The 19,025-nt window shown below is 51.9% G+C and carries 18 protein-coding genes and 1 riboswitch; of the genes, 3 read left to right on the top strand and 15 right to left on the bottom strand.

Annotated features, from left to right (window positions below; translation table 11 throughout):
* Positions 1 to 434 precede the first annotated feature (434 nt).
* The 8 genes from AC5OW4_RS01260 to AC5OW4_RS01225 all read right to left on the bottom strand — a co-directional run bounded on the left by AC5OW4_RS01260 (position 435) and on the right by AC5OW4_RS01225 (position 7,141).
* Positions 435 to 1,607: a phosphoribosylaminoimidazolecarboxamide formyltransferase gene (locus AC5OW4_RS01260; protein ID WP_295767665.1), complete on the bottom strand. Its 1,173-nt coding sequence runs from the start codon at positions 1,605 to 1,607 to the stop codon at positions 435 to 437.
* A 41-nt stretch (positions 1,608 to 1,648) separates the two neighbouring features.
* Positions 1,649 to 1,729, bottom strand: a riboswitch (ZMP/ZTP riboswitch).
* A gap of 93 nt (positions 1,730 to 1,822) precedes the next feature.
* Positions 1,823 to 2,398, bottom strand: a complete 576-nt coding sequence (locus AC5OW4_RS01255; RefSeq protein ID WP_195395565.1) for a TetR/AcrR family transcriptional regulator C-terminal domain-containing protein — start codon at positions 2,396 to 2,398, stop codon at positions 1,823 to 1,825.
* Positions 2,399 to 2,409: 11 nt separating this feature from the next.
* Complete coding sequence (locus AC5OW4_RS01250; RefSeq protein WP_072685069.1) at positions 2,410 to 2,982, bottom strand: manganese efflux pump MntP; 573 nt, start codon at positions 2,980 to 2,982, stop codon at positions 2,410 to 2,412.
* Between the two features lie 293 nt (positions 2,983 to 3,275).
* Positions 3,276 to 3,692, bottom strand: coding sequence for an Hsp20/alpha crystallin family protein (locus AC5OW4_RS01245; RefSeq protein WP_072685070.1), 417 nt, complete (start codon positions 3,690 to 3,692; stop codon positions 3,276 to 3,278).
* A 69-nt stretch (positions 3,693 to 3,761) separates the two neighbouring features.
* A complete protein-coding gene (locus AC5OW4_RS01240) occupies positions 3,762 to 4,181 on the bottom strand; it encodes an Hsp20/alpha crystallin family protein (RefSeq protein ID WP_072685071.1) in 420 nt (139 codons plus the stop codon).
* Positions 4,182 to 4,313: 132 nt separating this feature from the next.
* The gene (locus AC5OW4_RS01235) at positions 4,314 to 4,739 is read right to left on the bottom strand and encodes a YdeI/OmpD-associated family protein (protein ID WP_195395564.1); all 426 of its coding nucleotides are present in this window, start codon (positions 4,737 to 4,739) and stop codon (positions 4,314 to 4,316) included.
* A 267-nt stretch (positions 4,740 to 5,006) separates the two neighbouring features.
* Complete coding sequence (locus AC5OW4_RS01230; RefSeq protein WP_295767660.1) at positions 5,007 to 5,639, bottom strand: DUF2238 domain-containing protein; 633 nt, start codon at positions 5,637 to 5,639, stop codon at positions 5,007 to 5,009.
* 128 nt (positions 5,640 to 5,767) lie between these two features.
* Positions 5,768 to 7,141 carry an MATE family efflux transporter gene (locus AC5OW4_RS01225; protein WP_295767659.1) on the bottom strand — a complete coding sequence of 458 codons (1,374 nt, stop codon included), beginning with the start codon at positions 7,139 to 7,141 and terminating at the stop codon, positions 5,768 to 5,770.
* 209 nt (positions 7,142 to 7,350) lie between these two features.
* On the opposite strand from AC5OW4_RS01225, the gene AC5OW4_RS01220 reads away from it, so the two are divergent.
* Positions 7,351 to 7,959: a YigZ family protein gene (locus AC5OW4_RS01220; protein ID WP_072685075.1), complete on the top strand. Its 609-nt coding sequence runs from the start codon at positions 7,351 to 7,353 to the stop codon at positions 7,957 to 7,959.
* A gap of 221 nt (positions 7,960 to 8,180) precedes the next feature.
* Positions 8,181 to 9,560 (top strand): MATE family efflux transporter, encoded by a 1,380-nt coding sequence (locus tag AC5OW4_RS01215; protein WP_072685076.1) that lies wholly within the window; start codon positions 8,181 to 8,183, stop codon positions 9,558 to 9,560.
* A 251-nt stretch (positions 9,561 to 9,811) separates the two neighbouring features.
* On the opposite strand, the gene AC5OW4_RS01210 is transcribed toward AC5OW4_RS01215, so the two are convergent.
* The 3 genes from AC5OW4_RS01210 to AC5OW4_RS01200 form a co-directional block, all read right to left on the bottom strand.
* On the bottom strand, positions 9,812 to 11,053 hold the full coding sequence (locus AC5OW4_RS01210; RefSeq protein ID WP_493676561.1) for an alpha-L-fucosidase: 1,242 nt from the start codon (positions 11,051 to 11,053) through the stop codon (positions 9,812 to 9,814).
* A gap of 199 nt (positions 11,054 to 11,252) precedes the next feature.
* Positions 11,253 to 11,816: a chromate transporter gene (locus tag AC5OW4_RS01205; protein WP_072685078.1), complete on the bottom strand. Its 564-nt coding sequence runs from the start codon at positions 11,814 to 11,816 to the stop codon at positions 11,253 to 11,255.
* Positions 11,813 to 12,418: a chromate transporter gene (locus tag AC5OW4_RS01200; RefSeq protein ID WP_229056729.1), complete on the bottom strand. Its 606-nt coding sequence runs from the start codon at positions 12,416 to 12,418 to the stop codon at positions 11,813 to 11,815. Before AC5OW4_RS01200 ends, AC5OW4_RS01205 begins: the two co-directional genes overlap by 4 nt.
* Before the next feature lie 115 nt (positions 12,419 to 12,533).
* Between AC5OW4_RS01200 and AC5OW4_RS01195 the strand changes: the two genes are divergently transcribed.
* Positions 12,534 to 13,424, top strand: a complete 891-nt coding sequence (locus AC5OW4_RS01195) for a LysR family transcriptional regulator (RefSeq protein ID WP_072685079.1) — start codon at positions 12,534 to 12,536, stop codon at positions 13,422 to 13,424.
* Between the two features lie 275 nt (positions 13,425 to 13,699).
* Here the strand turns inward: AC5OW4_RS01195 and AC5OW4_RS01190 are convergent, their stop codons facing one another.
* The 4 genes from AC5OW4_RS01190 to AC5OW4_RS01175 form a co-directional block, all read right to left on the bottom strand.
* Positions 13,700 to 14,830 carry a toxic anion resistance protein gene (locus AC5OW4_RS01190; protein WP_195395563.1) on the bottom strand — a complete coding sequence of 377 codons (1,131 nt, stop codon included), beginning with the start codon at positions 14,828 to 14,830 and terminating at the stop codon, positions 13,700 to 13,702.
* A 311-nt stretch (positions 14,831 to 15,141) separates the two neighbouring features.
* Positions 15,142 to 17,265 (bottom strand): AAA family ATPase, encoded by a 2,124-nt coding sequence (locus AC5OW4_RS01185; RefSeq protein ID WP_195548092.1) that lies wholly within the window; start codon positions 17,263 to 17,265, stop codon positions 15,142 to 15,144.
* Between the two features lie 10 nt (positions 17,266 to 17,275).
* Entirely contained in the window at positions 17,276 to 17,863 is a 588-nt protein-coding gene (locus tag AC5OW4_RS01180) for a hypothetical protein (protein ID WP_072685081.1), read from the bottom strand.
* A gap of 8 nt (positions 17,864 to 17,871) precedes the next feature.
* Positions 17,872 to 18,822 (bottom strand): hypothetical protein, encoded by a 951-nt coding sequence (locus AC5OW4_RS01175; RefSeq protein ID WP_195548091.1) that lies wholly within the window; start codon positions 18,820 to 18,822, stop codon positions 17,872 to 17,874.
* Positions 18,823 to 19,025 lie beyond the last annotated feature (203 nt).

Below are 19,025 nucleotides of genomic sequence, written 5' to 3'. Positions count from 1 at the left end.
ACGCCCTCTCGCGAGGTGCTCATTAATATTACCAAATCACCCCTTTTCTGTCAACATCTTTTTTTATTTTTTTTGCATTTTCTCCCCTCACTTTGTTTCCCCCTTATTTTAAAGCCTTTTTGCTTATTTGTTCATTTTTCGATTGAGGGGTAATTCTCGTTTTGCTTCATTTCTTGACACGCCATTTTTAATTCTTTCTTCCAATTTGAATCACGCTGTTTTGTTTATTCAATCAATCGTCTTCTTCAATTTAAGCCCGGTCAGTTTCATTCAAGATCATTTCTTCTTTTCCATATAAAGAAAAGAATATCCTTTTCAGCTAATGCCGGACACCGCGCAGTGTCCCCGGTTGATCAGGATATCCTTCTCTTCGCTTTTTTATTTTCAGAATGACAAACTTGAATGCTTGTTCTTATTTTTAATGATGGAACTTTTTAATGATGGAACAGCCGCACGCCGTTAAAGATCAGAACGATACCGTAGCGGTTGCAGGTATCAATGACATGATCGTCGCGGACCGAGCCGCCTGCTTCAACAATATAGGACACGCCGCTCTTGCGGGCCCGTTCAATATTATCACCAAACGGGAAGAAAGCGTCGGAAGCCAGGGAGACGCCGCTGACCTGCGCCAGCCAGGCTTTCTTTTCTTCTGCCGTCAGGACCTCAGGCTTTTCCGTGAAGACTTCCTGCCAGCTTCCCTCGCGCAGCAGGTCTTCCCATTCGTCGGAAATATAGACGTCGATCGCGTTATCGCGGTCAGGCCGCCGGATCTTCTCTTTAAACGGCAAGCTCAATACCTTCGGATGCTGACGGAGATGCCAGATATCCGCTTTGTTGCCCGCCATGCGCGTGCAGTGAATACGGGACTGCTGGCCGGCGCCGATCCCGATCGCCTGGCCGTCTTTGGCATAAACAACGGAATTGGACTGGGTATATTTGGCCGTGATCATCGCGATCAGCAGATCGCGTTTGGCTCCCTCCGGCAATTCCTTATTTTCAGATACGATATTCTGAAGCAGATTTTCGTCGATCTTCACATCGTTGCGCTGCTGATGGAAACGCACGCCGTACACTTCTTTGCTTTCCATTGGTTTGGGCGTATAGTTGGGATCCATCTGCAGGACCAGATAGGTTCCCTTGCGTTTTGCGCGTAAAATTTCAAGCGCTTTTTCACTGTAAGACGGAGCGATCACACCGTCGGAAACTTCCTTAGATAAGAAACGGGCCGTGGCTTCATCACATTCCTCAGACAGCGCCGCAAAATCACCATAGGAAGACATCCGGTCAGCACCGCGGGCACGGATATACGCGCAGGCAATCGGCGTCAGCTCGATTCCTTCACAGAAATAGATCTTTTTCATTGTTTCATCCAAGGGCAGCCCGATCGCCGCGCCGGCTGGAGATACATGTTTAAAGGAAGCCGCGGCGGCCATGCCGGTCGCTTCCTTCAATTCCCTGACAAGCTGCCAGGCGTTGAGGGCGTCCAGCAAATTGATATAGCCGGCCCGTCCATTTAAAACGGTAAAGGGCAGGTCGCCTTCTTCAATATCAACGCTGGCTGGTTTCTGGTTGGGGTTGCATCCGTATTTCAGCTGATCCTCTTTCATCTGTTCTCCTCCTTTTACGAAAAAAAGCCGCACTGCTGGTCCACAATGGCCCAGACGGTCGGCTCTGCTTAGCATTAACTTCCCTGTGGTCAATTCCACTTCCGTCAGTCGGTTAACTGTCTAAAAATTATCACGCTTCCGTCTTTGTGTCAAGCCTTCTTCCGTGAAGTTTTCCCCATTTTGAAAGGGAACTTTACAAATGGCCTGCCCAAAACTCACAGCCCGCTGCCGCCGCTTTGCGGCATATCAAGGAAATCGAAAATCGAGCTGGTGACCACCGCGCCGTATTGCTTCAGAAACGTCTCGCTGTCCATGCTGCGGTTGCGGCACAGCCAGTGATTGACCGTATAGCACAAACTGTTGCCGAAGTATCCGGCCAGCTCTTCCTCGCTCATCGTACCTAACTGCTCCGGCCGGCCATAACGGCGGAACATCTCGGTAAACAGCTGCTGGACGTTTTCTTCAAACAAGTCTTCAAAGCTGTTCTGACCCGTGATCCGAAATGCGATCTGATAGAATTCGCGGTTTTCCACAAAGTTATCGAGCATCGCTTTGACAGCTTGAAGGAATTGCTTCTTTTCAATATACGGGAGTGCGGTTTCCACCGTATCCAGATAGATGATGTAGCTTAAAGCGGCGTACTTATCTTCGAAGTAATTGTAAAACGTCGCCCGGATGACGCCGGTTTTGTCGCAGATTTGTTTAATCGTGATCTTCTCAAAACTTTTCTGCAGCATGAGTTCTTTCAGGCTTTCAGCCAGAAAGCGTTTCATCATCCCCCGTTTTTCCATGCTCGTCCCCCCTACCGCAGATGCGTCAGCACCTGGAAAAGAATCTTGAGACTGATCAAAAAGAGAATGACGCTGCCCGCCGTGAAGATCGTCCGGCGATACGCCAGCCCCAGCCGATAGCCGATCTGTTGTCCCAGCTCAACGCAGACCAGCGTAACCAGCGTTGAAATCAGACATACCTGAATCGAGTCTGTCTGAAGCAGTGTCATACTCGTGCCCAGCAAGAACACGTCGACGCTGGTAAGCAATCCCAGGATCAGTACTTTTTTGTAGTTAAAGCTTTCGTCGTGACGTTCCTCAAAAGCTTTTTGACGAAATGCCTGAATCAACAGGAAGCAGCCCAGCGCAAACAGGATCAGCGCGGCGATTACCTGATTGACATGCAGCACCAGCTGGCTTTTGATCAGAGAACCGGCCAGCGACCCCAGCACGATCATCAACAGACTGGATCCGGCGAAGATCAAACTGTTCATCAGCGAACGGCGATGTTCCTGAGGATTCATCATCGCGCCCCGCGCCATCATGACCACAAAGCAATCCAGCGACAAAGCCAGGCAGGTGACCAGAATTTCGAGTGTATTCACCTGATTCTCCCTCCTTTATTGTTTACAGACCCAGTATAGCCGAAGGGGAACAGGGATGCGATAGACAATCGTCAGATTCTGTCAATTCTTCCGGATTCCCAGCCTGCTTTTTAAAACGGCAGGCATGGCGGCGGATTAACTCAGCCTTCAGCAAGACGGATATTTCCCATTCGCTGCAATCTTATGAAAACGGATCTTCCAACAGCCGAAACACCGGGTTTTGTCCCTGAATAGACAAAAGCGCAAAAAGAAAAAATCAGCGGCACTTGCGATCCGCTGATTCTAAGCCCGGGTTATTCAATCATAATGGTTTTCTTGTTTTCCACAGCCGGCGCATCCTTCTTCGGCAGAACGATCTTCAGCTCGCCGTTTTCATAGTGAGCTTTGATATCCTCCGGTGTCACCGCCTCGCCGACATAGAAGCTTCTGGAGCAGGAGCCCTGAACCCGCTCCTGGCGGATTACATTGCCCTGATCATCCTTTTCTTCCTTATTGGTATTGCGGATAGCGGAAACCGTCAGATAGCCGTCTTCCAAATCCATCTTAATGTCTTCCTTGCTGCAGCCTGGCAATTCAATGTCAAGCAGATAACTGCCGTCCTTCTCATGGATGTCACAGCGCATCGCCGTAATTGCGTTGCGGTGGAGCAGCGGTTCGTCAAACACGTCATCAAAGAAGTCGTCAAACATCATTCTCGGTAGTAATCTCATACATCACACCTCTTTCTGTTTTCAACTTATGCGATCCTGCCTGATCAGAACTCTGATTGCTCAGAGAAGTTATTCAATCGAAATGGTCTTTTTGGTCTGCATCGCCTGCGGATCCTTCTTCGGGACGAAGACCTTCAGTTCGCCATTCTCATAGCGGGCTTTAATATCCTCGACATTCATTTCCTCACCGATAAAGTAGGTCCGGGTGCAGCTGCCGCTGAAACGTTCCTGGCGAACGAGCTTGCCCTGTTCGCTTCGTTCTTCATTGGAAGCTGTGCGGGCGGCCGCAATCGTCAGATAACCGTCTTCCAGTTCCATTTTGATTTCTTCCTTTTTAAATCCAGGGAGTTCAATATCCAGAAGATAGCCATCTTCTCGCTCACGAATATCGGTTTTCATGACAGCCGGGACGTTATTCTTTCTGAAAAATGGATCCTTAAGAACCTCGTCGGCCAAGTTGTCCATCCAGGTGTTCGGTACAAATCTCATCTTGAATCGCCTCTTTCTATCTGTCTTATTCCTGGCTTCATTGGGTCTTTCCCAACTTGCAATTTTAGTATATCACAGTTTTTAGCACTGTCAATAGATAAGTGCTAATTTTCTTATTTTAATTTCACAAGTTCACAAAGTACGCCTTTCATAGAGCATCGCAATGATTTTGTCAATCCGGCGAATTCGTTGTTCCTCTGCACCTTGTTCAGCATAATTCATGATTCGTTCCCGCTGCCAGGGATCAAGCAGCTGAAAAAAATAACAAGCGCTTCGATTGGCCAGAAGGGCTTCCTGCAGGGCTTGAGGACACCGCGTCAGGCATTCACCGGCTTCCGGAGCCAGCCAGATTTCAACGGTGCCGCCGGCGGTGAGCGGCTGCAGGGAAAAAGCTTCCGCAGGGAGTTCCAGTGTCCAGAGACAGCCTTTTCTTTCCGCCTTTTGTTTGAATAACAGGGTTCCCAGCATGACGATCAGCGCCCCTTCCGGCATGGTCTCCGTCTTGATTTCAAGGTGCGGCTGCGGAACAGCGCGGACAATTCCTTCAATCTGCATCATGATTTCCTCCTGGCCTCTAGTATGCCTCGGCGGATTTAATTTATTTTTATTTTCACGCCTTTCTGCGGCAGAACCGTCTGATCTGCGCTGTTCGATTTTGCCGGTTTTTGCGTAAGAGGACAGAGGATCCGGATGGCGGTTTCTCCGCTTTGTCTGAATTTTAATCCTGCTTTTGTCTTTTCCCGCGAAGAAACGCTTGAAAAAACGAAATAAAAACTGCCAGTCTTCTGCGTAGAAGTCCCTGACAGTTTTTAATCGGCCGCTTTTTTAACGGTCTTTGAGATTGGTTTGATAAAACGTCTTCAGCGAAGCGGTCAGCGGATCGTTTTTTCCTTTGCGCTCATGCCGCGTCAGCAGAGTCAGAAAGACAAGGCCGCCTAAGAAGCAGACGATCATATCTGTCATCGTATCATAAACGCCCTGGGTGTAGTGATTGATCGCGTCGATCTTCAGAAAGATCAGGCAGGCGAATTCAAAGCATTCCCACAGAAAGGCGATCATCATGTTGATCCCCTGAATCGACAGACATTTTAAAAGGTAATGGCGCCGCGAGTCTTCCGTCCATTGTTGTTTCAGCCAGCAATAAACCAGTGTGATCCCGGCGCAGATCAGAATGCCGGAGCTGAAATGCAGAACTTTGTCAAAGCAGGGAATGGCATAGCCGTTAAGCGTATTGCCGATAATCATCGCGACGGCGATGAACAGCTGCGTCCAGAACAACAAACCCCAGGCGTTTTTTAATTTCAACCCTTTGACCGCCAGCGGACCGATCAGCTGCACGCCCAGCGCCATTGCCAGATAGCCCAGCTTGGCGTAGAGGTGATGCTGCAGCTGAAAGATTGTGCTGATAATCATCAGCGCCGCCGAAGCGCCGTATAAAAAGATACATGCTTTTTTCATGATCAGACTCGCGACCTCCCTGTCTGCGTTATGCCGGCTGTTTTTTTAAGCTTACCGGAATTGGAAATCCAAAGTTTTCAATGACTTTCACAACGCGGATCATGTCTATGCGCCGCGTCGGTATTTTATTAATATGCCCCGATTTCCTGCCGTTCCGCTTCAAAACTTTTCTTTATCGTTTTTAAAGCGATCGGCACGAAGATCAGCGCGACGAGCAGCTCCGCCGCCGGATAACAGAACCAGACAGCGCCCAGGCCGCCCAGCTGGCCGAGTATCCAGGCCAGCGGAATGATGAATACCAGCTGGCGCAATAACGACATGACCAAGCTCATCATGCCTTTGCCTAACGCCTGGAACATCGTCGTCATGATGATGCTGCAGGCCGCCGGCAAGAAGCACAGCGCCAGCACCCGCAGCGCATAGCCGCCCAGCTGAAGCATCTGATCAGAGCCGTTGAACAGCTTCAGCAGCATCTCCGGCATCGTCCAGAACAGCACCGTGCCGACAAGCATGATCGTGACCGCCACGCCGAAAGAGAGCGCCAGCGTGCGGGTGAAGCGTTTTTCATCCGCCGCGCCGTAGTTGTAGCCCAGAATCGGCATAGCGCCCTGGTTCAGGCCGAAAATCGGCATGAAGACAAACGACTGAAGCTTGAAATAGATGCCCAGCACCGCCACTGCCGTTGCAGAAAAGCTCATCAGAATGGCGTTCATCGCAGTCGTCGTCAGGGAACCGATCGCGTTCATGACAAACGTCGGAATCCCGACGCGGTAGATATCCTTGGCCGCCTGCATCTGCGGATGATGCCGCCATGGCGCGATATCGACCTCATGCGTGCCGACTTTCAAGACGATCAAGACGAAGATCATCGCCAGGATCTGACCGATAACCGTCGCCACCGCCGCGCCGGCCACGCCCATTTTCGGTACGCCGAAATAACCGAAGATGAAAATCGGATCAAGAATAATATTGGTAATCGCGCCGATCAGCTGCGAAATCATCGGCACGATCATGTTGCCGGTTGCCTGCAGCACGCGCGAACAGGTCATTTCAATCATGACGCCGACTGAGAATACCATGACGATCATCAAATACTGCGACCCCATCGCAAACACCGCGGCGTCCTGCGTAAACAGGCCGACAAACGGCTTGGCCAGAAACAGACCGACGAGCATGCACAGCGCCATGTTGATCAACGACAGCACGATTCCGGTATTCGCCGCAATATTCGCTTCCTCCCGGCGTTTCTCGCCTAACCGGCGGGCGATCAGCGCATTGGTGCCGACCCCGACGCCCAGCGCCAGCGCGATGATCAGCATCTGCAGCGGAAAGGCGATCGAAACCGCGACCAGCGCGTCTTCGCTGACCTGTGCGACGAAAATACTGTCGACAACGTTGTATAACGACTGAACCAACATCGAAAAGATCGCCGGCACCGACATGCTGAAAAGCAGCTTGCCGACCGGCATGGTCCCCATTTTATCGGAATTGAATTTACTCATAAAACCCCTGCTTTCTTAAATCAATAGTCTTATTCTAGTTGAATTGGGCTTATTCTACAAGTCTTATTTCAAAAGGATTTCGCCGGGAATGGATGATCAGTTTTTGCTTTTATAATATAGAACAGACTGTGCACGCTAAAATTCTGAAAGTCAGGAAGGATTGTTTGAGATTAGAAATCATGATAAGATGAAAACCAAGAGGTGATCGCATGCGGCTGAAAGAAGATTTTCATCACACGATCGTGATCGAACGGTCGGAATTTATCTGTTATGTACGCAAATGTCTGGATGAAGTGCAGGCCAAGGCGTTTATTCAGGAAATCCGGAAGCTGCATCCGGAAGCGAATCATCATTGTTACGCGTATATCGCCGGGCAGCACAACGAACTGCAGCGTTCCAACGACGCGGGAGAGCCCGGCGGGACTGCGGGCGTCCCGATGCTGGAATCCTTGAAGCTCAGCGGCCTGCAGGATTGCTGCGCCGTCACGGTGCGGTATTTCGGCGGAATCAAACTGGGCGCGGGCGGCTTGGTTCGGGCGTATTCCCGATCGGTCAGCGAAACGCTGAAGCTGGCGCCGAAGGTGGAAACGATCCAGATGGACCGCTACACGCTGACGTTTTCCTACGACCTGATCGGCAAGCTGGATTATTTATTAAAGGATCAGGCGGACATCGTGGCAAAAGAGTATGGCGAACAGGTGGTCTACGAGTTTTTAACGACAAATTCTTCCTTAATCGAAAAAATTCAGGAGCTGACCAGCGGACGTTACCCCTGCCGCTGGCTGGCGCGGGAGCTGGTGGAAAAGGATTGCGGCTGACGCTTCATTGGTTTCCCCAGACAATCCGGCTAACGAAGTAATGCTGTGTATCCCGATTCATTGACAGCCGGCACTGCCGGCTAACGAAGTAACCGGGTTTCCTCAGAATCGTTCAGCTTGTTCAAAAGCAGACTTTTTTCTTGTGCTTCCCGCAGCGCAGGGGCGGTGTTATAATAAATTAGATTTTCAGACACTGTGTCTGAACGATAGAGGAATAACGAATGAATTTAAAGCTTCAGCCGTTTCTGCCCTCCGGCTTCGATCCCCAGGAAGGCAGACATTTATTGAAAGAAACGATCGACCTGGCCTGGCCGGCGACGGTGGAATCGATCTTCGTCGGATTGGCGTCGCTGGTCGATACGATCATGGTCAGCACTCTGGGCACAACCGCGATTGCGGCAATCGGCCTGACCAACCAGCCGAAATTTATTGCGATTGCGTTCATCGCTTCCCTGAACGTCGGCATCACGGCGATCATTTCCCGCCGAATTGGCGCCAATCGGCTGGACGACGCCAATACCTGTCTGCGGCAGTCGTTGTTGATGTCCGTGCTGATCTCGGCGCTGGTCTGCGGCTTATCGTTTCTGTTTGCCCGGCCTTACATCCAATTCGCGGGCGCGCAGGCGGACACGATTGATCTGGCGGTGCAGTATTTCCGGATTGTCATCGTCGGCCAGTTCTTCGGCAATATCGGGATGACGATCAACGCCGCCCAGCGCTGCGCCGGCAACAGTAAGATCTCGATGCGCACCAATCTGGCGGCCAACGGGATCAATGTGGTTTTCAATTATCTTTTGATCGGCGGACATTTTGGCTTTCCGCGCTTAGAGGTGGCGGGCGCGGCGATCGCGACGGCACTGGGCTGCTTCATTGCGTTTTTAATGAGCGTCCAGTCGTTGGTCAGTCCCAAAAGCAAGCTCCGGCTGACGTTGAAAAAAAGCTGGCTGCCAAGCCGGGAGGTGTTGGCGCCGGTCGGCGAGATTTCGTTCAGCGCGTTTGTGGAACAGCTGTGCATGCGGCTGGGTTTCTTCCTGTATGCCTTAATCGTCGCTGGCCTGGGTACCAAGATGTTTGCGACACATCAGATCTGCATGAATATCTGCAATATCTGTTTCAGCTGCTACGACGGCTTTGCGGCCGCCGCGGCGGCCTTAGTCGGCCAGAATTTAGGCCGCAGGCGCAGCGATCGGGCGGAGTGCGTCACTGTGATCTGCAACCGGCTGGCGATGACGATGGCGGTTCTCATGGTGGCCGGGCTGATCCTGTTTCGCGCGCCGTTAATTCAAATGTTTACCGCGGATCCGGAAATCATCCGGCTGGGATCGTGGATTATGATACTGTTCGCGCTCAGCGTCCCTTCTTTAAGCGCGATGACGGTGTATGGCGGCGCGCTGCGCGGAGCCGGGGACACACGCTTAATCGCGGTGTATGCCTTAGTTTCGACCACGATCATCCGCCCGGCCCTGTCCTGGCTCTTATGTTATCCGGTCGGATTGGGTGTGATCGGACCGTGGATCGGCTTGCTTGTTGACTTTGTGCTGCGGTTTGTACTCTGCCGCCGGCGCTATCAAACCGGCCTGTGGAAGCAGCGGGTTTATTAATATCGCTAAAACAGACTTGGAATTTCACGAAACTTAAAAGCCTTGGATTCTGCGCTCGAATTTTCATTCAAACCAAAACAAAAAGCTGGTCATGCTCAGCCTGAATTCAGGCTGGATATGGCCAGCTTTTATATCATTGCTTCCACTATAAATTAATTCGGTCTCCTATCCCAGTTTAATTCTCAGATCTTGGAAAGCGTTATCTTATGTTTTGTTGAGTTAAGCTTGCTTAAAAGTTACGAAGCCCCGGCTTATTCAAACTCCACTTTGGCGACACGCACAATCCAGTGGCTGCCATATGGGAAGCCGACCGCGCGGTAGCTGCAGACGTCATCCTTCTGGCTGAACAATAATTCCTCGCCGTTGTCGATCCAGCGGATCGATTTGACCTTGCGGTGCAGATTGGACAGCGAATGATCCTCATCGGTGCTTTCATACGCCGCGACGACGTCCTTCGGCCCCAATAGCGGAAGATCGTGGACATACACATACGCCGCCCCGTCTTTTTCCAGCACGAAGTCTTTTTCATGGCTGCAGCGGATATCGCACACCTTGCCATCATACAGCGAATCCTTCGCCATCGCCGTCCACTGGCCGATGACTTCCAATAACGCTTCCGTCATCTTCGTAACGCCGCCCTGGCCGGTCAGCCCGATGTTCAGCAGATAGTTGGCCCCGACCTTGCGGGCATGACACAGCCGTTCGATCATCTGACGCGGACTCTTGTAATCCAGATCATGCGCCGCGATGCCCCAATGCCGGTTCATCGTCTGGCACATTTCCGCCGTGATGTATTTGGCCTTGCCTTCGCGGTCCATCGGCGTCGCCTGACCCTGTTCAAACGTAACGGAATCCAGCTCCGGATGACCGGCTTCGCCCTGACGGGACAGACCGGTGTTGTTGATGATCATCGCATCCGGCTGCAGCCGCCGGATCATGCCGTAGAACTCATCCAGCTTCCAGTCCGCATCGCGCTTGGACCAGTTGCCGTCGAACCACAGCCCGCCGATTTTCCCATAGTGTGTGCACAGAATCTCCACCGACTTGGACAGATATTCCAGATAAGCGTCGAAATCGGCGTCAAAATCAGGATGAACCCAGTCTAAGGTCGTGTGATACAGGATCGGCAGGATATCTTCCTCGCGGCAGGCCTCGACAAATTCTTTGACCAGATCCCGTCCGCACGGTGTATGCATGACGTCGTAATCGGTCAAACCGCGGGTATCGTACAATGAAAAACCGTCGTGGTGCCGCGTCGTCAGCGTGATGTATTTCATGCCCGCCTGTTTGGCCAGCGCCACAATCTTCTTTGCATCGAAGTCCTCCGCCGTAAAGTTGTTGAACAGCTCGGTGTACTTTTCCTGGGAAATATGATGCAGGTTCATCGTCCATTCCCCTTGCGCTAACTGGGAATACAGTCCCCAGTGGATAAACATGCCGAAGCCGCGCTTTTCAAAGTCGGCAATGTATTTTGCCGGTACAGGAATACTCATAATAACAGCCCTCTTTCTTTCTCTCTGCTTTTATTGTATCAAAATTTCAGAGGCAAAACGACTGGAATTTCGCGATCTGTCCAAAGCGGGCGCCGTTGCGTGGCAGCTCTCAGCGCTTCTCAAAGTCCGCAGCCGGTTTTCTGACATAACAGGTAAAAGAAAAGAACGGCGTGTGTCCGTTCCTTTCAAAAGAAATGGATTAAATAAAGCTCAGCAGCGCGCTAATCACGCCCACGCCGACCATGACTTTGATCGGGCTTGGTTCCCATTTGCGCAGAATGAAGAACGCCGCCGCAAAGAAGATCAGATTCTGCGGGTCAAGAAATTCCAGACCGAAGCCCGCCGCGCCTTCTTTGAAGAACGCCAGCTTGCAGATCGACAGCCCCGCCGAAGCGATCAGAGCGATGACGACCGGGCGCAGACCGGACAGAATGCCTTTCATCAACGACAGGTTTTTATATTTGGTATAAACGTAAGCCAGGGATAAGACGATGATGCAGGAAGGGGCCACGCAGCCGATCGTCGCGATGATCGCGCCCGGCAGACCCGCGATATGCGTGCCGACAAACGTCGCAGAGTTGATCGCGATCGGTCCCGGCGTCATTTCCGCAATCGTGATGATATCCGCAAACTGTGTCATCGTCAGCCACTGATGAATTTCAACGACCTGACTCTGGATCAGCGGCATCGCCGCGTAGCCGCCGCCGATGCTGAACAGGCCGATCTGGAAAAAGCTCAGAAACAGCTGGATAAAGATATTCATTTCTGTTCCTCCCCTTCTTTCGCTTTCTTCTCCCGCGTCATGTAATCCACTGTCCCGATCGCACCGCAGACGACGATGATGATCAGGATGTTGACCTTAAAGTAAACGCTGGCGATGAACGCCGCGACCAACAGGAAATACTTGACGACGTTCTTTTCTTTCACCAATCCCTTTAACATGTTCCAGACGACGTCCAGAATGACCGCCGCCACCGCCGCCTGCATGCCGCGCATCACGGCGCTGACAATCGGCGAACTGCGGAACGCCGCATAGAAATAAGAAATAATCGTTAAGATAATTAACGGCGGCAGCACCGTCGCCACGATGTTGACCAGCGCGCCCGGCACCCCTAACAGCCGGTAGCCGATGATGATCGAACCGTTGACCGCGATCGCGCCCGGGGAACTCTGGGCAATCGCCACCATGTCCAGCATTTCTTCCTCGTCGATCCAATGCAGCTCATCGACAAACTTCTTTTTCATCAACGGAACAATGACGAACCCGCCACCGAACGTAAACATGCTTAACGTAAATGTCGAAGCGAACATTTTCGCATACATTTGTAATTTTGAAGGCTTTTTCTTCTCTTCCATTTGTGTCATCTCTTCTTCCTCCCGCTCTATTATAAGACTTGTGTTCTCATAAAGACAATAATATAATTTTATAAATAACATATCATTTTTGATATGAATTCGATTTCAGGAAGGAGCGTTGATTATGACCCTGCGTCATCTGCGGATTTTTGTTGAAGTCTGCCGCACGGGAAGCATCACCAAGGCCGCGGAAAGCTTGCATTTGAGCCAGCCGGCGGTCTCGCTGGCGATCCGGCAGCTGGAGGAATACTATGGAATTCTCTTATTCGACCGGATCTCCAAAAAGTTGTATCTGACGGAATCGGGCAATAAGATGCTGAGCTATGCGAGCCACATCATCGAATCGTTCGACGATATGGAGACGCAGCTGAAAAACTGGGACAGTGCGGGAACGCTGCGGATTGGTTCCAGTATCTCAACCGGGACGCAGATGCTGCCGCAGTTAGTCCGGCGCTTCAACCTGCGGTTTCCCCAGATCCGCACGCAGGTTCTGATCGACAATTCGCGGATCATTGAAGACAAAGTGCTGACGAATCAGCTTGACCTGGCGTTAGTGGAAAGCTTGTCGTATTCGCCGGATATTGTCTGCGTACCGTTTTACACCGACCGGCTGATCGTCATTACGGCCCCAATGCATCCGCTGACCCAAAGTCCCAAATGCACAGTCAAAGCGCTTGCCGATTACCCGGTATTATTAAGAGAACCGGGCAGCGGTACCCGCGAGGTCGTCGACGCCCTGCTGGTCACGGCCGAGGTTCAGATCACGCCGCTGTGGGAAAGCACGAGCACCCGCTCGATCATCAACGCCGTCAAGGAGAACATCGGGATCTCGATTTTGCCGTATGAGCTGGTCAAAAACGAAATTCAAAGCGGCGCGATCGCCGGGCTGCCGCTGGCCTCCCCGCTGCCCAACCGCACCTGCAGCATCATTCACCACCGCAACAAATACCTGACGCCCTCCGCTCAAGCATTTATTGAGGTCTGTCAGGAATACTCCAACCTTTCCCCGCAATAATTCCCGCTGATCCTGACGCAGGATTGCACGATGCCGCAGGGTCTCGTTATTTTTAATCCAGGGTTGATCACTGCGCAGACATTCGCAAACAGATCTGCCCGCAGCGCAAGGTGTGAAAATAAAAAAGAATTCCGCTCCGTCCGGATTTCACTCCGGCAAAGAAAGGAATTCTTTTTGTTTTAATCCTTAATCTCTGCGCACAAAAACGCCTGAGAAACAAACGGGAAATTCATCCGGACTTCCGCTTTGTTTTGGCGTATCTGAAAACCGCCGGCTCAGCGGTTGATTTCCAGCAGCTTCTGATTGAGTTCTTTTTCGATCTTGCGCAGCTCGGCTTCGGCTTCGATCCGCTTCTGGCGGCCTTCCTTCTGAATCTGAGCGACTTCGTCCAGCGTCGAGATCAGCGCTTCGTTGGTATGCTGCAGCGTTTCGATATCGACGATGCCGCGCTCGGATTCCTTCGCGGTTTCGATCGTTGCCATTTTCAGCGTGTCGGCGTTCTTCTTCAGCAGCTGGTTGGTCATCTCGTTGACCTCGCGCTGAGCTTCCATCGCCTGCTTGGAGTGGTTCAGGCCCAGCGCCAGCACCATCTGACTTTTCCACAGCGGAATCGTGTTGACCAGCGTCGACTGGATTTTTTCCGTCATCAGCGTATCATTATTCTGAACCAGACGGATCTGCGGCGCCATCTGCAGGGCGACCGTGCGCGTCAGTTCCAGATCGTGAATCTTCTTTTCAAACCGATCGCAGGCGTTGGCCAGATCGTTCGCCTTCTGCGCGTCTTCCGGCAAACCGCTCTTCTGCGCGGCGGCGATCAGCTGCGGCAGATCCTTGCTTCGAACTTCCTGCAGCTTTTTCTTGCCCGCTAAAATATACATCGTCAGTTCCTTGAAATGAACCATGTTTTTCTCATACAGCTGATCCAGAAGAGCGATGTCGCGCATCAGCGTGATCTGATGATCCTCCAGCGCCTTGGAAATCTTATTGACGTTTACCTCGGCCTTGTCATACCGGGCTTTCATCTTTTCCATCTTGTTCGTCGTTTTCTTGAACATGCCGAACAAGCCTTTTTCTTCTTCTTCATCGGCAGAGAAGCCTTTCAGCTCGCCGACCAGATCCGCCATCATCTCGCCAACCTCGCCTAAATCCTTCGTTCTGACGTTCTGCAGAGCGGAATCGGAGAAATCCGCGATTTTTTTCTGGGCTTCCGCGCCATACTGCAGCACGGTTGTGGACGAGGTAACGTCGATCTGTTTGGAAAAGTCGTCGACCATTTTCTGTTCTTCCGGACTTAATTTCACTTCCTGCTGCTGATCGGCAGTCTCCAGCTGCACAGCCGGCTCCGCAACGGTTTCTTCTTCTGTGATCTGGGGATTCAGCGTCAGCGTAATTTTCTCTTCAGCCATGGATAATTCCTCTTTTCTATCAATTTATTTATCTACCTCTTTAATCTTAGACGGTCGCTTTCCGCTTGTCAAGAAACTCAGGGATGTCGGCCGCAATCAATTTTGTTCATTTGCGAAACTTTCCAGTTTCTCAAGGAAACAGCGGCAGACGATCAAACCCTTTCCCCTCCCTTCCGCGCTTGCCACAATTTCTGATTTTAAACCTTGGCCCGCAGCGTTCAACGAAAAAGCTGCCGCAGAGGACAGCTTGTTTTAGTCTTGGAGACTTCGCTGATTTATCATCTTTCTCACCGCTGTTCATAGACCCGCATTCATGCGGACAGTTCGAGATCGAAATCTTCCCGAAGCAACAGATCCATTCGTGCCTGCGGGTCGCTGAGAATGCGGCGGGATTGGTTCAGGATCGCTTTTTCCACCGTGTTGCGGGCCAGACGGCCGTTGCCGCTGCGGGCGGCGGAATTCATCTGGACGGCGTTGAAATAAATCGTCAGATCATTCAGACAGCTCTCGTCGATCACATAATCTTTGCCCTGCGCCAGCGAAACAGCGATCTGCGTCAGTTCGCTGCCGGTGTAGTCGGCAAAATTCAGAATATTCGGGAACCGGGATTTCAAGCCGGAATTGGCGTTGAGGAATTCTTCCATCTCACGGCTGTAACCCGCGAGAATGACGATCAGATCGTCGCGGTGATCTTCCATGCCCTTAACCAGCGTATCGACGGCTTCCAGACCGAAGCTGTCGTCCTTGCCGCGGACTAACGAATAGGCTTCGTCGATAAACAGCACGCCGCCCAGCGCGGATTCGATGATCTGCTGGGTCAAAGGCGCGGTATGGCCGACATAGCGGCCGACCAGATCGCTGCGGCTGACCTCGATCAGCTGCCCCTGCGTTAACAAGCCGAGCGCCTTAAACAGCCGGGCGACCAGCCGGGCCATCGTCGTCTTGCCTGTCCCCGGATTGCCGGTAAAGATCATGTGGCGGGACAGCGGGGCGGCTTTTAACCCTTGTTTCTGCCGCAGCTGCGTCACTTTGTAATGTTCTTCCATCGACCGCAGCGTGTCCTTGACTTCCTGCAGACCGACGATCGCGTCCATTTCCTTGCGGATCGCGTCAAGATCGTCCTTTTCCAGCCGGATCAGATCCGAAATCGCCAACCGCTGGCCGTTCACTTCAAAAACCCATTCCCGTCCCGCTTCCGCACGAACCTCCAGAACCGGCTCCGGCTGCTTCAGGCACAGCTCGTTTAAGGCTGCGTTCAGCTGACGCACATCTTTTTCCAGAGCCAGTGCCCCGGCAGAGGTTTCCAGAACCGCCAGCCGTTTCTGCGCCGCATCGTCGTCCAACAGGAGCGTCACGTTCAGCTGTTTCTTCGCGGTCTGTACGCTTTCGTTTAACAGCCGCTGATAAATCGTCAGCAGCACCTCCTGACTTAACGGCTGGGTTGCCGGCTGATCAAGAATCTGTTCCACCATCGAATTCGGGAAGTTCTGCATCAGTGCCTTGCGTGAAGTCGTCAGAAAGACGATATATTTGTTCGTCAGCTTCAAGGTGGACACCGTCTGCGTCACTAATGAGCTGCCGGCTTCCACCAGCTGTTTTCCTTTATTCAAAACATAGCGCTTGTTTAACGTCACTTCTTCATTTTGACACAGCTTCATCAGCTGGTTGAGAAACGGCGGATACAGCGCTTCCGCCTGTTCGATCACGATCACTTCCGCCGGTGCGCAGGAAGCGGCGTAAATGTCCTGAATGAAGACTTTTTCCTGATCGCTGCCGGCATAATGCGAGCCGTTGATCGTCACGACCTCCGCACTGGCCAGCCAGTGTTTTTCCGCCAGAATGTTGATCATCGTGGCCAGGGCCAGATGCCGGCCGCTGCCGGCCGGGCCGCTGATCACAAACACATTGCGCAGCTGGTCCTCCGGCTGCCCGCTGGCCAACGGGCGGAAAAAAGCCCGCGCCAAATCCGCCAGAAACGGTTCCTGACCTAAAACGACGGTCTCCGTCTGTTTTGCGGCTTCCTGCATTCCATTCAGCACGGCCCGCAGATCCTGAGCCTGCCGCTTCTGATGATTCTCGACGTCGACCGAAATCCCGAAATCCTTCTGCACCTCGGCCTGCAGCTTCGCAAAATCCTGATCGGTAAACCCCAGATCGCGGGATTGATCGCGCAGGGCCTCTGCTTGTTTCTGTAAATCCTCGCTCTGCTGATGCAGGATCGCGTTGAGCTGATCGACGGCGTTTTCCGTCGTGCTCAGCGTATCCTCCACTTGTTTCTGATGTGACTGTGCCTGATCCAGACCCGTCTGCACTTCATTCTGACTTTTTTTAACCTGTTCAAGATAGTCTTCGGCCGAAACGGTATTCAGCCGGTGACCGCGGAACATCGAATTCATCAACTGTTCCAGATCTTTTTTTTCATTATCCTTTGCCATGGATTATCCTCTAATAGACTTTCAGCGCGGCCGCAAGCCGGTCGCTGATCTCTTCCATCATCAAATCGCGTGACTGCTTCAACGCGCGCGCGACGAGCTTCAGGCCGTCGTAATAGCCCTCGTCATATTTATTGCTTCGCTGACGGGAATTCTGTTGGTAATATTTGCGGATTTCCTCGTCGACGATCTTTTCATACATCATCATATCATTCTGGTTGATCGCCATGCGGCGCAGATAGCGCTGAAGTGCATCCTGATGCCCATCGCGGTAATAGCCGCGCTGACGCGGAGGATACACGACGTTTTCCAGCATCTCCCGCACATACTCATAGCGCGTGCGGTAACGGCCGTGACGGCGATGCACGGCGGCGCTGACCGGACGTTTGCGGGTCCGGCTGCTGCCGCTGAGACCCTCCTGAATCTCGCCGCTGATCAGATCGCTCATCGTATCGTAGCCCTGTTTGCGGGCTTCCTCATTGATCGTGTCGCGCACCATCTGTCCGAAATCGGCGAGGTTGGTATTCATGAAATCTTTATCATTGAAGTGTTTATCAAACAAATCATCTAAATAATCGGTGTTTTTACGTTTCTGACTCATGGATTCACCTACTTTCTGACGCCGGAGAGCGTGCCTTCCTGAACCAGACCATCTTTTTTCAACAGGGCTTCCAGCGTGGTCATGTCAGCGGATAAACTCATCAAATCGTCTTCCGCCATCGTCGCGCTGATCGTTTTCATCGCTTCGTTGATCAGAATGATCGTCTTGTTCAGGCGATCCTCCGCTTCATGGAAATCTTCATGATTGGACGCAGACTGGCCGATGTTCTTGTAATTTTCCAGAATGTCCAGCAGAATCGGCAGATAGTATTGATAGAGCTTGTCGAGCTTATCTTTATTCTCCGGGAATTTTTCCTCAGCGATCGCCAGATGTTTCAACAGCGCGCAGGTCTGGTACAGGCCGTTAGTGATGGACTCGTTGGCAATCTCGGTATTCAGAGCGTTGATTTTTTCAATATAGGCTTCCGCCCGATCCAGCTCCGGCTGAGCCGGCTCTGCCTGCGGCAAATCGGCTTCTTCCGCCGGGACTTCTGGTTTCTGATCAGCCGTGGTCTGCGGTTTTTCTTCCGTCTGCGGCTGTTTGGCGAACTCCACCAGTAAGCGCAGAATCTCGTTATACAACCGCGGATAGCGTTCGCCGAACTCGTCGAGCGTGCCGATGCAGTCGTCGTCCTTCAGCAGGACCAGATTGCGCAGTCCGGTGTATTCCGCCTTTTCCGGCCGCAGGCTGATTTCTTCCAGCAGCGGCAGCTTTTCATGCGTGCGGAAATAGCGGCTCAGCGCTTCGTTGACCAGATCGCTCTGCCGGCCGGACAGACGCGTGCGGCTTTGCCCGGAAGAAGAACGCCGGCGGATTGTCTGCCGCTCCTCATTATTCTTTGTCACTGATTTATAAATGATGAAAAAGATGATCAGCGGAAAAAGCAAGCCGCTGAAGATCCCGCCAAATCCAAAGATAACCATAAAAAACAACACCGGAAATATCCAGGAATTTCTCATTTTGTTCCCCCTTGCTCAAGTTCTGGAGCGCTAGTCTGATTTTATAAACTCGCGTTTATTATACCATGATTTAAAACGTGTGCGCGGGAAATCGTTCACGCTTATGACGCTTCAAACCGCACTCAAGACAAAGATTTGAAAAGCGGCCTGAAACAGGCCGCCCGCAAATCTCAATCACCGATGAAATAAAGCTGAAATCCATC

The sequence above is a fragment of the Holdemania sp. genome, from assembly GCF_986127675.1.
This window is presented reverse-complemented; position numbering and strand designations above follow the sequence as displayed.